This is a genomic window from Cognatiyoonia sp. IB215446 (genome assembly GCF_033963825.1).
Classification (GTDB): Bacteria; Pseudomonadota; Alphaproteobacteria; order Rhodobacterales; family Rhodobacteraceae; genus Yoonia.
On sequence record NZ_JAXBMD010000005.1, the window covers coordinates 197311 to 209918 of the forward strand.

Consider the following 12608-nt stretch of genomic DNA (forward strand, 5'->3'; position numbering starts at 1 on the left):
CACTGGAGATAAGACAATGAACACGTTCTCAATCACAACCGCCGCAATGCTGATGGCCTCAACTGCTGCCATCGCTCAGGTCGAAACCCGCACGCTGACCTTTGAAAACGAAGGCGCGATGCTCTCCGGCACGCTTTATCTGCCCGAAGGTCATGATGGCAGCGCCTTGCCCACAATCGTCGTCACCGGCGCCTGGACCACGGTCGAAGAACAGATGCCGCGTCTTTACGCCGAACAGATGGTCGAACGGGGCTTTGCCGCCTTCACATTCGACTTCCGTGGCTGGGGCAAATCCGGCGACCTTCCACAGAACGTCCGCTTCGTCGAAAGCCCGGAGGCTAAGACATCCGACATCCGTGCGGCCTTCAACTTCGTGGCCACCTTGCCAGAGGTTGACGCGACCCAGGTCAACGGATTGGGCATCTGCGCCTCTGCTGGCTACATGGTCGACGCAGTTGCGGGCAATGATCTTGTGAACCGCATCGGTCTGGTCGCCCCTTGGCTACAGAACGAAGAGATCGTGAACGCGGTCTATGGCGGTGAAGAGGGCGTGAGCGGCCTGATCGACGTCAGCCGCACCGCTGAGGCTGCCGGCGGTCAGATCATCCCCGCAGCTGGCCCTGAAGGTGCCGAGGGCGTGCTGATGCCTATCGGTGGCTACTATTACGAGGCTGATCGCGGTGCGATCCCGGAATACGACAACCAGTGGAACAATGCAGGCTGGGAAGGCTGGCTGACCTACCATCCTGCCGACAACCCCAATCGGCTGACCCAGCCCCTGGCGGTTGTCCACTCCGAGGCCGCAGCGATCCCGCAAGGTGTGCGCAGCTTCCTCGAAGGCTTCACTGGTGAGGCAACCCTCCAGATGCTCGAAGATGTCACGCAGTTCGACTTCTACGACAACCCAGAGGATGTGACCCGCGCCGCCGACACGATGGCTGCTCATTTCGGTGCCGCAACGGCGCAGGACAGCTAAGAGAACAGACACAAAATCACGGCGGCGGCCCCGAAACGGGCCGCCGCTTTTGCGTGCGATCACTTGCGCCAGATCAAAGCCGCTATGTACAATTTGCCCCATCCTGCCCCCAACAGGAGGATGCATCATGCTACCCGTCACAGCTGACAAGATCGCCGAGGTGATCATTCTGGCCCGCGAACTCGACCGGGCCGAGAATGAATTCGATGCCTTTGTGGAGCGTTTGAACGAAGACGAACAGGCGGGTCTCGTCGCCGTCTTCTGGATCGGACGCGGCAGCTTTGAGGCTGACGATCTGGACGACGCCATCGACACTGCGATGCGCGAGGCGACGGTCCCCACAGCCGACTACCTCAAGGGTTCGCCGCATCTGTCAGACCATCTGGAAGCGGGGATGGACGCGCTGGGCATGGATGCGACTGAAGCCGAGGATGAGCTTTATCGTCCGACCTGATCGGTGCCCCAATCGACGATTGGCCCAATCGGGATAATCCCCAGCGGGTTCCGCTTTTCACTCGCGCTGAAATAGCCGCGTTTGTAGATGTCAAACCGCACCGTGTCTGCCACGCCGGGCATCGCGTAGATCGCCTTGGCATAGGGCCAAAGATGGGCGTAATCCGACAGCTTTTTCAGATTGCAGCGGAAGGCGTAATGGTAGGCCACGTCAAACCGCGCAAGCGTGGGAAAGAGTCGCAGATCAGCTTCCGTAAACTGATCGCCACATAAAAACCGGTTCTCGGCCAGATGCGCGTCAATCCGGTCGAGCGTGCCGAACACTTCATATGCGGCCTTTTCATAAGCTGCTTGAGTTGATGCAAACCCGGCGCGGTAGACGCCATTGTTGACGTCAGCATAGATCAGCGCGTTCCACTCATCGATCTGGTCGCGCAATGCCTCCGGCGCAAAGTCCGGCCCGTCAAACGCATCATTCAGCATCCGCACGATATCAGCGGATTCGTTGCTGACCATGCGACGCGCGACCTTGTCCCACAAAACTGGCACGGTCAGACGACCGGTGTAGCCCATCGGATCGGCGCTGTAGACCTCATGCACCGCCCCTGCGCCCAAAAGCGGGTCGGCAAAGGCGCCCTCCGCATCAAAGACCCACCCCTGATCGGTCCGGTTCGGCAGAGCGTAGGACACGGTGATATGATCCAGCCCCTTCAGCGCGCGCATCAACAGCGTGCGATGCGCCCAAGGGCAGTTCCAGGCGACAAAGAGGTGGTACCGGCCCGCTTCAACCAGGAAATCATCATCGCCAATCCAGTTGCGCACGGTACTGCGGCTGCGTTCGAATTCACCCGAGGGCAGCGTCGCCGTAACATCGTCGCCCACATGGTAGACGCCCTCGACCATATACCCCATCAGCCGACCGCCCTGTCAAAGCACGCCCGTGCCCGGCCCCAGACACCCTGATCAGGCGCGTTCAGGGTCAGCAAATGTGGTAGGAGTTGCTCTGCAAAATCCTCGCTGCTTTCGGCTGGCAGCATGGAGGGCAGGTTGTCGATTGCGGTGACATCCAGAACCGGTTGGTCATGCACACGCAAGGCCGGCGCCTCCCAAGTCGTGGTTCGATCATACACCTTGATCGGAGAAAAGTCGCTGTCCGGGTCGCAAGCGATATCGCCAATCACCGACAGATCGCGCGCGGCGACCTTCGCGCTGGCAGGCACAAAGACCGGTGTGCCGGGACGGGCGAGGATGCAGTTGAGAAAGATGTCATGGGCCAGCACCTCAGGAAACGGCCCGCCATGCGCCGTCTCCTCCATGTCCCACTTCGTGGTCGCCACACCCATCGCCTGACACAAATCCGCCGCGCCGGTGCCTACCCGGCCCAAAGCGCCGATGATCAGCGCCGTCGGCCGCTGCGTACCAAGCGTGACCAGCGACTGCTGCAATTCCGCCAGCATGTGATTGGCACTCGGATAGGCCCTGACCCGTCCGGCAATCCCACCTTGCTGTTGCGCGACCCAGCACGTTAGCGACACAGCCGCACCCGCGTAGCCCGCCCAATAGCCAAAGGCCGCCACGCGGCGGCCACTCGCATCGGTCAGATATTCCAGATCAAGAAGCGCCCCGCCGCCCGCCTTGAACCGCCCCAACAAAACCTGCCCCGCAGGCTGACCCTTATAGGCGTGGCCAAACATGATGTGGCGATGACGCAGGGGTGTGCCGTCATCCGGCAATTCCTTCAGCCCAAAAATGATCGCGTCGTCAGGCGCATCGACCCAGGAAAACTCTGGCGCGACCTCGCATCCTGTGCTCGCGTAATCGGCAATCGGCAGAATACGCTGTGCGCTTTCCTCAACCGTGACCCGGAAGCCAGCGGCAATCAGCTTCGCCACCCCCTGCGGCGTCAGGCCCACCCTCTCCTCATGCGCACGCGCCTCAGAGCGGACCCAAAGATGCACCATCAAAGCATGCCTTTTTCATAGACCGCCTGCACCGACCGATGCGTATTCATCTTGTGCTGAAACGCGGCCAAAAGCGGGTGATCTTCAATCTCAACTCCGTCCCCTTTCAGCCAAGTCAGCACGACATACAGATAGGCATCCGAGACGACCTGCAGATCACCAATGGGAAAGGGCATCTCCGGCAGATGCTCCTCCAGATAAACACAGCAATCGGCCATCCGCTCTGGCACTTTCTGCTTCATGTCGGCGAAAGAGGATTCCTGATCCGCCCAACGTTCCCCCCGCAGCCCATGGGCGTGGTGAGGGTGCATCGTTCCGTTTAGATAGCACATCAATTCCCGCATCTTCGCTGCAGCATAGGGATCTGATGGTACCAGTGATGGCGCGACATATTCGAGTACCGCGCCCGTCTCCGTTAGGATACCGTCAGGCGTTTCCAACGCGGGCACACGGCCCTTGGGATTGATCCGACGATAATCCTCCTTCGTCTGCTCACCCGCTGCAAAATCAAGGCGCACAGCCTCGTAAGGGGTGCCGACCTCCTCAAGGGCAATCGCCACAGCGACCGAGATTGTGCGGGGGGCGTAGTGTAAGCGAAGCATGAGAGATCCTTTGAGCAATCGACATCATCAATACGCAAGGGATTTGCGAGGATCGTCAAGATGTGGAACGTTTTCGCTTGGCATTCTTGGTTGCCACGAACATCCCGGCAAATGCCAGGACGAGCGTCAGCGTGAAGAAGGCGCAAACCAGCATGACCCAAAGCGGCATATCACTGCCGGGCTGGAAATAGCTGAAGACCCCGTAGGTCATCGCAGCCAGCATAAACAGCATGCTGCCGCCGATGACGATATAGACCAATAGAAAGCTGCCAAAGGCATCAAGTCCTTTGGATTTGCGGCCAAGCACGAAGAACAGGACTTTGGTCAGGATAAACCCCAGGATAAGCAGCATCACGAAAAGGGCGGTGTAAAGTCCAATGGACGCAAGTGAGATGACCTGCAGCCCCCGTCCCCGCCGATAGCCGACAGTAACCGTATCCCCGATCACGGGTTCCGCACCAGAACGGATGTTGCCTTCCTGCGTGATGATGCGACCGGTCTCATCCGTAAATTGCAGCATCGGCGTATGCATCAGCACATCTTCCGTGTAACTGCGCCCATCGCTGTCGGTGCGTGTGAATTCTTCCCATTCGCTCTCAAAGCTGATGATGGTTGCCTCGTATTTCGGAAAGGTCACCATCTCATAGACGGCTTTCGCACCAAAAAAGCTCAGCATGAAAAAGAGAGTTGAGATACAGACCAGCACCAGCCCGAAAAACAGGTTGGCCACAATCCCCGCTGGTTTTCCATCTTTTGACCAGCGCCGACTGACACCCACCATCAGTGTAATGCCAAAGGCGATGGAGCCAAAAAACAGATAACCGATTGGTGTGATGGTCATGGCGGCATCTGGCCTAGTAGTGCGTCAGCGCATGGGCTCGGTCCGGATGGTCCAGATGCGGCACCGCGTTGAACCCCGCGAGGATCGGCCCCTGAGGGATCACATGCACGCGGTGGATTGAGCTGTTCATGATCGGCAAAAGCACATGCGCCATGCGTTTGGGGTCGAGGTCCAGAAGATGACGCATGATCATACCGATCACCCCGCCGGAGGTCACGCAGAGCACCCGCGCCCCCGGCTTTGCCGCCTCCTGCAGCACACCTGTCACCCGCGCCTCAAAGGACGCAAAGGTCTCCACCCCCATAATCTCGGCCCGGTGCCAGGCCTCCATCACTTGCGGGACATGGGCCGCAAAGTCATCGGGGCCGGGAAAGGGGACGCCATGGACGTCTTCCAAAGCCTGACCAAGGTTGAAGTAATCCATCTCATTCAGGCGCGGGTCGATCTGTGGATCGACATAGCCGATTCCGGCCGCCGTCTCCTGGTGACGCCGCAAGCTGCCCGCGATCACCTTGTCAAACGGCCCCTCGCGGTCGCGCAGGTAGTCCCCCAGCCAGCGAGCTTGCTGATGCCCCAGATCCGATAACCGGTCATAGCTTTCTTCGTCCGTTGCCCCTGAATTGGCCTGCCCATGCCGGACCAGAATAATCTCACCCATCACATCTCTCCTAAAGGGACAGAGGTACGGCGTTCAAATACCAATAGCAATCGCTGCTTTGTCACCCGTTGACGCCAAGCAAAGGGTCATTTTTCAGGTGGTGCGCCAGATACATCTTGTTAGCGGATTCGGCCTATGAAACTGTGGGGGCAAAAGAACCCCGAGCATAGAACAGGTGCATTCCGGCGATGTCCGCAGCCACGCTTTTACGTGAAGTTTTTGGTTTTGATGCCTACAGGCCCGGCCAGCAGGATATTGTTGAGGCGGTCACCAACGGGCAGAACACGCTGGCCATCATGCCCACGGGTGGCGGCAAATCGCTATGCTTTCAACTGCCCGCCATTGTGCGCGATGGCGTGACGGTTGTGATCTCTCCTCTGATCGCCCTGATGCGCGATCAGGTCCGGGGCCTGCGTGAGGCCGGGGTGTCTGCTGGCGCACTGACCTCTGGCAACACGTCCGAAGAGACTGATGCAGTGTGGGAGGCATTGGAAAGCGGCGCTCTAAAGCTTCTCTACATGGCCCCCGAACGGCTCGCCTCTGCAGGCACGGTCAACATGCTGCGGCGGGCGGGTGTCGGCCTGATCGCGGTGGATGAAGCGCATTGCGTCAGCCAATGGGGGCACGATTTCCGACCCGATTATCTGCGGATCGGGGAACTCAGACGGACGCTGGACGTGCCGTTGGCCGCTTTCACCGCCACGGCAGATGCCGAAACCCAACAAGAGATTATTCAGAAACTCTTTGACGGCGTGCAACCCGCCAAATTCCTACGCGGCTTTGATCGGCCCAATATCCACCTTGCCTTCGCTGTCAAAGATGGCCCGCGCAATCAGATCCTGAACTTCGCCGCCGCCCGCAAGGGCCAATCAGGCATCGTCTATTGCGGCACCCGCGCCAAGACCGAAACGCTGGCCAAAGCGCTGGCCGAGGCCGGGCACCCCACCTGCCATTACCACGGCGGGATGGAGGCAGAAGATCGGCGCAATGTCGAACGGCGTTTTCAGCAAGAGGATGGCCTGATCGTCTGCGCGACGATCGCGTTTGGTATGGGGATTGACAAACCCGATATCCGCTGGGTCGCCCATGCGGACCTGCCCAAGTCAATCGAAGGCTATTATCAGGAAATCGGTCGTGCCGGGCGCGACGGCGCGCCTGCGGAGACGCTCACGCTCTTTGGCCCTGATGACATCCGGTTCAGGCGGCAACAGATCGACGAAGGGCTCGCACCCCCAGAACGGCGCACGGCGGATCACGGGCGGCTGAACGCGCTTTTGGGTTTGGCCGAGGCGCTCAAATGCCGTCGCCAGACGCTGCTTGGGTATTTCGGCGAGGAGGCGACTCCTTGTGGCCATTGTGACCTCTGCGACAAACCGGCGGAGGTGTTTGACGGCACAACACCCGTGCGCATGGCGCTCTCCGCTGCGCTGCGCACCGAGGAATGGTTCGGCGCGGGCCATCTGATCGACATCCTGCTCGGCAACATGACCGACAAAATCCGGCAGCGCGGCCATGACAGCCTGCCCACATTCGGCGTTGGCAAAGAGTATGACAAACGCCAATGGCAGGCGATCTTTCGGCAGATGATGGGGCACGACTTGATCCGCCCGGATCGAGAGCGGCACGGTGCCTTACGCATGACCGAAAAGGCGCGGCCCATCCTGCGCGGCGAAGCGACGATTGAGCTGCGCCGCGACACGATCCGGACCGCCAAAACCGGCCCGAAAGTGCGGATGTTGGTTAGCGAAGAAGACGCGCCGCTCTTATCTGCGCTGAAGGCCAAGCGCCGGTATCTGGCCGAACAGGCGAACGCCCCCGCCTATATCATCTTCAACGACCGCACGCTCATTGAAATGGCCGAAAAACGCCCTCGTAATCTCGACGAGATGGCGCAGATCGGCGGTGTCGGGGCGAAGAAGCTTGAAAGCTACGGCCAGGCCTTTCTGGAGGTCATCGCAGGCGCCGCCGAAGACATACACCCGGCCCGCCGCAAGCTTGCCGGGCGCAACGAAGGGGCGATCTATGACCGCCTGCTGGCCGCGCAAGCACGGCTCAGCCGTGGCCCGCACGGGACGGACAAACCCATGACCTGCTCGGCGGGGCTGATCGCCAAGATCGCCACGTTGCACAATCCTGATCTGGGTCACCTGACCCGCGTGATGGGCGACAAATACGCCGAAAGGTTCGGCGAGGCGTTTCTGGAAGTGCTCGAAAACGGCTGAGCGCTAGAGTGTTCTGCAATAATATCATGCAGCTTTAGGGCCCGGTACAGAAAACACATCATGCGTCGCCTCGAAACACGCTGGCGCCTCTTGGGCACCATAACGCGGCGCCTGACCGGCATTTCCAACACGACCTATATGGTGAGGTTCAGACTATCTGAGACGATACAGCTGTCATTCTTCCGCAATAACCTCGTACAACCACGCTTTCTGATTGCCGGACTCAGTTCTCACCGTCACAAGACTGCGCTGGTAACCGTCACCTTCGAACGTATCCAACCGATCCCAATGTGCGGGAAGCGCGCTGGAGCGAAAGATATGCACCGTCACCGGAGGGCCCGCATCATCCAAAACAAGGCCCGGAAAACCCAGATCGGCACCCCAGCCGGATTGCTTGAGCCACCCGTTCACGGTGCCGGTTGACCACTCGCCCGGCAGTTCGGCAAGCTGGCCGTGATTGACCTCACCGGGGGCGAGAGTGCCGTAGGTGGCCAGACATAGATCCGGATCGTCGTCCATGCTGCGTAGCTTAGCGACAGTGCAACGGAAATCCAGCACACCGGTCCTGGCAAAGGCGCGGGACGCGCGCACGACCGCTTGACCCTGTCCGGCACGGGCAATAGCAAACCGCCAATCTGGCAAAGGACTCGGCATGGCACGCAAACGCAAGGGGCGCGATATTTCGGGCTGGCTGGTGGTGGACAAACCCGCCGGGATCACCTCGACCGCTGTCGTCAACAAGGTCCGCTGGGCGATGGAGGCCAAAAAGGCCGGCCATGCCGGCACGCTCGACCCCGAGGCCACTGGCGTTCTCGCGGTCGCGTTAGGCGAGGCCACAAAAACCGTGCCCTACATCACCGACGCGCTCAAGGCCTATACCTTTACGATACGTTTCGGTCAGGCGACGAATACCGACGACGCCGAGGGCGAGGTGATCGCGGAAACCGACCTGCGCCCGGATGACGCGGCGATCAAAGCCGCACTCGGTCAATTCGTGGGGGACATCATGCAGGTCCCGCCGCAATTCTCTGCAGTCAAAGTCGACGGCGAACGCGCCTACAAGAAAGCGCGCGAAGGGGAAGACATGGCTTTGGCGGCCCGGCCACTTTGGGTCGAGGAACTTTTGCTTATCGACCGGCCCGATCCCAATCATGCAGTGCTTGAGATGACATGCGGCAAAGGCGGCTATGTCCGCGCCATCGCCCGCGATCTGGGAGAGGCGTTGGGCTGCAAAGCCCATGTGAAAACGCTGCGGCGCATCTGGTCGGGCCCATTCACGGCCGAGGACGGGATCAGTGTCGATCAAATCGATGCACTGGCGAAAACCCCCGATCTTGACGCGTATCTGCAGCCGCTTGAGGTCGGTCTTGCCGATCTGCCAGAGGTGCGCTGTCTTGCCGAAAGCGTGGCGAAGCTGCGCAACGGCAACCCCGCATCGGTCATCGCCAGCGATGTGGAATATGGTGAGGAAGTCTGGGCCTCGTACGACGGCAAGGCCATTGCCGTCGGCACCTATCGCGGGGGAGAGATGCAGCCGACCCGTGTGTTTAACACCTAGACGCCTTACCCCAATGATCACCCGCACCCATATCAAGGGCGATGCACCCTCCACCGCGCTCTATTCTGATTGCGAACGCTACCGCTATGCGCTCACGCGGACATGGGACGCAGATGGCCAACGGGCCCTCTTTGTGATGCTCAACCCCTCCAAGGCGACCGAGGTGCAGAACGATCCCACGGTCGAACGTTGCGAACGGCGCGCGCGGGCGCTGGGCTACGGGGCGTTTCAAGTCACCAACATCTTCGCATGGCGCGAGACCGACCCACATACGATGCGCAAAGCACCCGAACCTATTGGCCCCGAAAATGACTCAACGATCCGTGCGGGCGCCCTTTGGGCCGATGCGATTATCGCCGCCTGGGGCACCCATGGCGCGCATCTGGGCCGCGGTCCTGCGACTGAGGCGCTCTTGCGTGCGACCGGCAAACCCATTCACCATCTGGGGCTGAGCAAAGATGGGCATCCCAAACATCCGCTTTACATCAGCTATAGCCAGCAGCCGATTTTATGGAGCACCCGATGATCCCCGGTTTCACCCAATCCTTTGTGCAATGCGGCGATGTGCAACTTTCGGTCCATCGCGCAGGGCAGGGGACGCCGTTGATCCTGCTGCACGGCTATCCCGAAAATCACCATTGCTGGGCGCAGGTCACGCCCGCATTCACCGCCGATTTCGACGTGATCGTGCCGGATCTGCGCGGTTACGGCGACAGTGACGCACCCACTGATGATGCCACCCACGTCACGTATTCCAAACGACAAATGGCGGCGGACATCGTGGCCCTCATGGATGCGTTAGGTATCGCAAAGGCGCATATCCTGGGCCACGACCGCGGCGGACGGGTGGCCTATCGCTTCGCACTCGACCATCCTGATCGGCTGCACCGACTGGGCATCATCGAGATTGTGCCCACGGGGGATTTCTGGACCAACTGGAACGCCGATCTCGCGATGAAGGCCTATCACTGGACCTTTCTGGCCCAGCCCGCACCATTGCCCGAACGTATGATCGGCGCGGACCCGGCCGCCTATATCGACTGGACGCTGGCATCCTGGACGCTCAGCCAATCGCTCAAACCCTTCTCCGACGCCGCCCTGGCCAGCTATCGCGCGCAGGCGCAGGACCCCGCCCATCTGCACGCCATGTGCGCGGATTACCGGGCGGGCGCGACCATTGACAAAGCGCTTGATGAAGCCGACCGCGCCGCCGGACGCCGGATCAACGCACCGTTACACTTTCTCTGGGCCGAAGGTGGATTTCCTGCAAAAACCGGCAATCCTGCCGCGCTCTGGGCACCCTGGGCCGAGACGATGACCGACGGATCCTGCAAATCCGGCCATTTCACCATGGAAGAGAACCCCAAAGCCGTCATCGACAACTTTCTCCCCTTCTTCAGCGCGCATTAACCCTAACCTCAGTTTTCACCCCACTTTTCGCCGCTGCCATGCTACATTCCATGCCTGATCAGGTCAGGGGTGGCCTGTGAAATTGGGGTAGAGTGATGTTGGCCATTCTTGGTATGTTGGGCGTTGCCATGACGGCAGCCCTGATTGTCGGCGACGAAGAAGAAACTGGCCCCGCGCCCGAGCCTGAAACCGATCCCGACGATCCCAGCCAGGACATTCAAACCATTGACGAAATTGTCGCGCCCAGCGACGCCGATACGATTGTCTTTTCAGGCGATGCCGACGATGTCGTCCAAACCGGGGCCGGTGACGATTACATTGACGGTGAAGACGGCGATGACCGTCTGGATGGCGGCGCCGGCGATGATGAAATCCACGGTGGCCGCGGTGACGATATCATCACTGGCGGCCCGGGCGACGACACACTCGCCGGGCATGTCGGCGACGATGTCATCGCCGGAGAGGCTGGCGACGATCAACTCAACGGCGGCGGCGGCAACGACCTCTTGATGGGCGGCGACGGCGACGACGCCCTGCTGGGGTCGCTCGACGACGACACGCTTGTCGGTGGTAGTGGTGCCGACACGCTGCACGGTGGCTCCGGCGATGACGTGCTCTATGACCGGGGCGATAATGATCGGGACTATCTGAACGGCGGCGCAGGTGATGACGTCCTGATGGGTGGCGCGGGCGACAACCTGCATGGCGGCACCGGGGCGGACACATTTCACCTGACCGCAGCCAACGACACGATCGTCGAAGACTTTGACCCCGCAGAGGACGTGATCGAAATCGCGTTTGAAGGCGAAGAACCAACGCTCAGCACGGTCCTCTCTGATGCGGGCCTCGTCCTTTTGGCCGATGATGAGGTTGTGGCGACCTTTACGAACCTCTCAGATCTGGATGTGAACGCAGTGTCGCTGGTCGCCACCCAATAAATCCCTTTCCTTTTTCGCCAAATCCCCCTAAACGCACCCATCCGCGCGCGGAATCACCCGCGAACGGACCCTCCACGGGCCTTTCTGGACGACATCCCGGATCGCGCCATCACCCTTCAACCAAAGGAGCCCCCGATGTCGATTACTGCTGAAGAAAAAGCAAAGATCATGAAAGAATTCGCCACCAAAGACGGCGATACCGGATCCCCTGAAGTGCAGGTTGCAATCCTGTCCAGCCGCATCGCGACGCTGACAGAGCACTTCAAGACCCACAAAAAAGACAACCACGGCCGCCGCGGCCTGCTGAAAATGGTCGCACAGCGCCGTAAGCTGCTCGACTACACCCGCAGCAAGGACGAAGCGCGCTATCAGGACCTGATCAAGCGTCTGGGCCTGCGCCGGTAACGTAACAACCGATATTCGAAATGACCAAAACGCCCACCATTTGGTGGGCGTTTTTGTTTGCGGGCGGACGGATTTGTCGTTCGCGAGTTTCTAGCAATGACAGTTGCCAGCCCAGAGCGGACATTGGATCGACATGCTCCGACGTGCGAGACGCGGACAAAGCGCCCTTTAGCTGCGACTACGCTAAGGTCCGCCTTGCGATCAAACTATGTAGCCTCTAATTCAAAACGCGCGCGCCATTGTCGATTGATTTGGTCCGCTATTTTGGCAGTCGGTGTGGATATCCCGCCCGCGATTGAGCAATCTTTACCGAGAGCTCCGAGTATCCGTTCCAACTGTTTTTGTGGGTCCCTCGAGAGAGTCTCATAGGAGATTTGGAGAGGCATCACCGACTGCTCGTCAAACCAAGACCGCCAAGCTACATCAAACTCAGTGAACTCTGCCATCTGAGATCGTATAGCGGCCGGATCGTAGCCCTCTTCCCGACGAGTTTCCTGTCTCTCGAGATCAGTTCCATCGGCTCTGCGATGCCAAAGACCGGTTTGTTCCGCGCGAATGTAAGAAATGGCTTGGTCTAACTTGTC

At 59.9% G+C, this 12608-nt stretch carries 15 protein-coding genes; 8 read left to right on the plus strand and 7 right to left on the minus strand.

Annotated features, from left to right (window positions below; genetic code table 11):
* Positions 1 to 16 precede the first annotated feature (16 nt).
* Both SLH49_RS18435 and SLH49_RS18440 read left to right on the plus strand, forming a co-directional pair.
* Positions 17 to 976 carry an alpha/beta hydrolase gene (locus SLH49_RS18435; protein WP_320270624.1) on the plus strand — a complete coding sequence of 320 codons (960 nt, stop codon included), beginning with the start codon at positions 17 to 19 and terminating at the stop codon, positions 974 to 976.
* 127 nt (positions 977 to 1103) lie between these two features.
* Entirely contained in the window at positions 1104 to 1430 is a 327-nt protein-coding gene (locus tag SLH49_RS18440; RefSeq protein ID WP_320270625.1) for a DUF3775 domain-containing protein, read from the plus strand.
* Here the strand turns inward: SLH49_RS18440 and SLH49_RS18445 are convergent.
* The 5 genes from SLH49_RS18445 to SLH49_RS18465 are packed head-to-tail and all read right to left on the minus strand — an operon-like array spanning position 1415 to position 5491.
* A complete protein-coding gene (locus tag SLH49_RS18445) occupies positions 1415 to 2341 on the minus strand; it encodes a glutathione S-transferase family protein (protein ID WP_320270626.1) in 927 nt (308 codons plus the stop codon). The genes SLH49_RS18440 and SLH49_RS18445 overlap by 16 nt on opposite strands.
* A complete protein-coding gene (locus SLH49_RS18450; RefSeq protein ID WP_320270627.1) occupies positions 2341 to 3390 on the minus strand; it encodes a saccharopine dehydrogenase in 1050 nt (349 codons plus the stop codon). Before SLH49_RS18450 ends, SLH49_RS18445 begins: the two co-directional genes overlap by 1 nt.
* Positions 3390 to 3992, minus strand: a complete 603-nt coding sequence (locus tag SLH49_RS18455; protein WP_320270628.1) for a glutathione S-transferase family protein — start codon at positions 3990 to 3992, stop codon at positions 3390 to 3392. Before SLH49_RS18455 ends, SLH49_RS18450 begins: the two co-directional genes overlap by 1 nt.
* A 55-nt stretch (positions 3993 to 4047) precedes the next feature.
* Positions 4048 to 4833: a hypothetical protein gene (locus SLH49_RS18460; RefSeq protein ID WP_320270629.1), complete on the minus strand. Its 786-nt coding sequence runs from the start codon at positions 4831 to 4833 to the stop codon at positions 4048 to 4050.
* A 13-nt stretch (positions 4834 to 4846) separates the two neighbouring features.
* Positions 4847 to 5491, minus strand: coding sequence for a histidine phosphatase family protein (locus SLH49_RS18465; protein WP_320270630.1), 645 nt, complete (start codon positions 5489 to 5491; stop codon positions 4847 to 4849).
* 188 nt (positions 5492 to 5679) lie between these two features.
* On the opposite strand from SLH49_RS18465, the gene recQ reads away from it, so the two are divergent.
* Entirely contained in the window at positions 5680 to 7713 is a 2034-nt protein-coding gene (gene recQ / locus SLH49_RS18470; protein WP_320270631.1) for a DNA helicase RecQ, read from the plus strand.
* 174 nt (positions 7714 to 7887) lie between these two features.
* Here the strand turns inward: recQ and SLH49_RS18475 are convergent, their stop codons facing one another.
* Positions 7888 to 8367 carry a gamma-glutamylcyclotransferase family protein gene (locus SLH49_RS18475; protein ID WP_320270632.1) on the minus strand — a complete coding sequence of 160 codons (480 nt, stop codon included), beginning with the start codon at positions 8365 to 8367 and terminating at the stop codon, positions 7888 to 7890.
* On the opposite strand from SLH49_RS18475, the gene truB reads away from it, so the two are divergent.
* From truB to rpsO, 5 genes are all read left to right on the plus strand, one after another.
* Positions 8366 to 9271, plus strand: coding sequence for a tRNA pseudouridine(55) synthase TruB (truB, locus tag SLH49_RS18480; RefSeq protein ID WP_320270633.1), 906 nt, complete (start codon positions 8366 to 8368; stop codon positions 9269 to 9271). The two genes, SLH49_RS18475 and truB, sit on opposite strands and share 2 nt — an antisense overlap.
* A gap of 13 nt (positions 9272 to 9284) precedes the next feature.
* Positions 9285 to 9797 carry a DUF1643 domain-containing protein gene (locus SLH49_RS18485; RefSeq protein WP_320270634.1) on the plus strand — a complete coding sequence of 171 codons (513 nt, stop codon included), beginning with the start codon at positions 9285 to 9287 and terminating at the stop codon, positions 9795 to 9797.
* Positions 9794 to 10681, plus strand: a complete 888-nt coding sequence (locus SLH49_RS18490) for an alpha/beta hydrolase (protein ID WP_320270635.1) — start codon at positions 9794 to 9796, stop codon at positions 10679 to 10681. The genes SLH49_RS18485 and SLH49_RS18490 overlap by 4 nt, the downstream gene beginning before the upstream one ends.
* Before the next feature lie 95 nt (positions 10682 to 10776).
* Entirely contained in the window at positions 10777 to 11619 is an 843-nt protein-coding gene (locus tag SLH49_RS18495; protein ID WP_320270636.1) for a calcium-binding protein, read from the plus strand.
* Positions 11620 to 11754: 135 nt separating this feature from the next.
* Complete coding sequence (gene rpsO / locus SLH49_RS18500; protein WP_320270637.1) at positions 11755 to 12024, plus strand: 30S ribosomal protein S15; 270 nt, start codon at positions 11755 to 11757, stop codon at positions 12022 to 12024.
* Positions 12025 to 12230: 206 nt separating this feature from the next.
* Here rpsO and SLH49_RS18505 read toward each other — a convergent pair.
* Positions 12231 to 12608, minus strand: a 378-nt coding sequence (locus tag SLH49_RS18505) for a Stf0 family sulfotransferase (RefSeq protein ID WP_320270638.1), incomplete at its 5' end; no start/stop codon positions are given.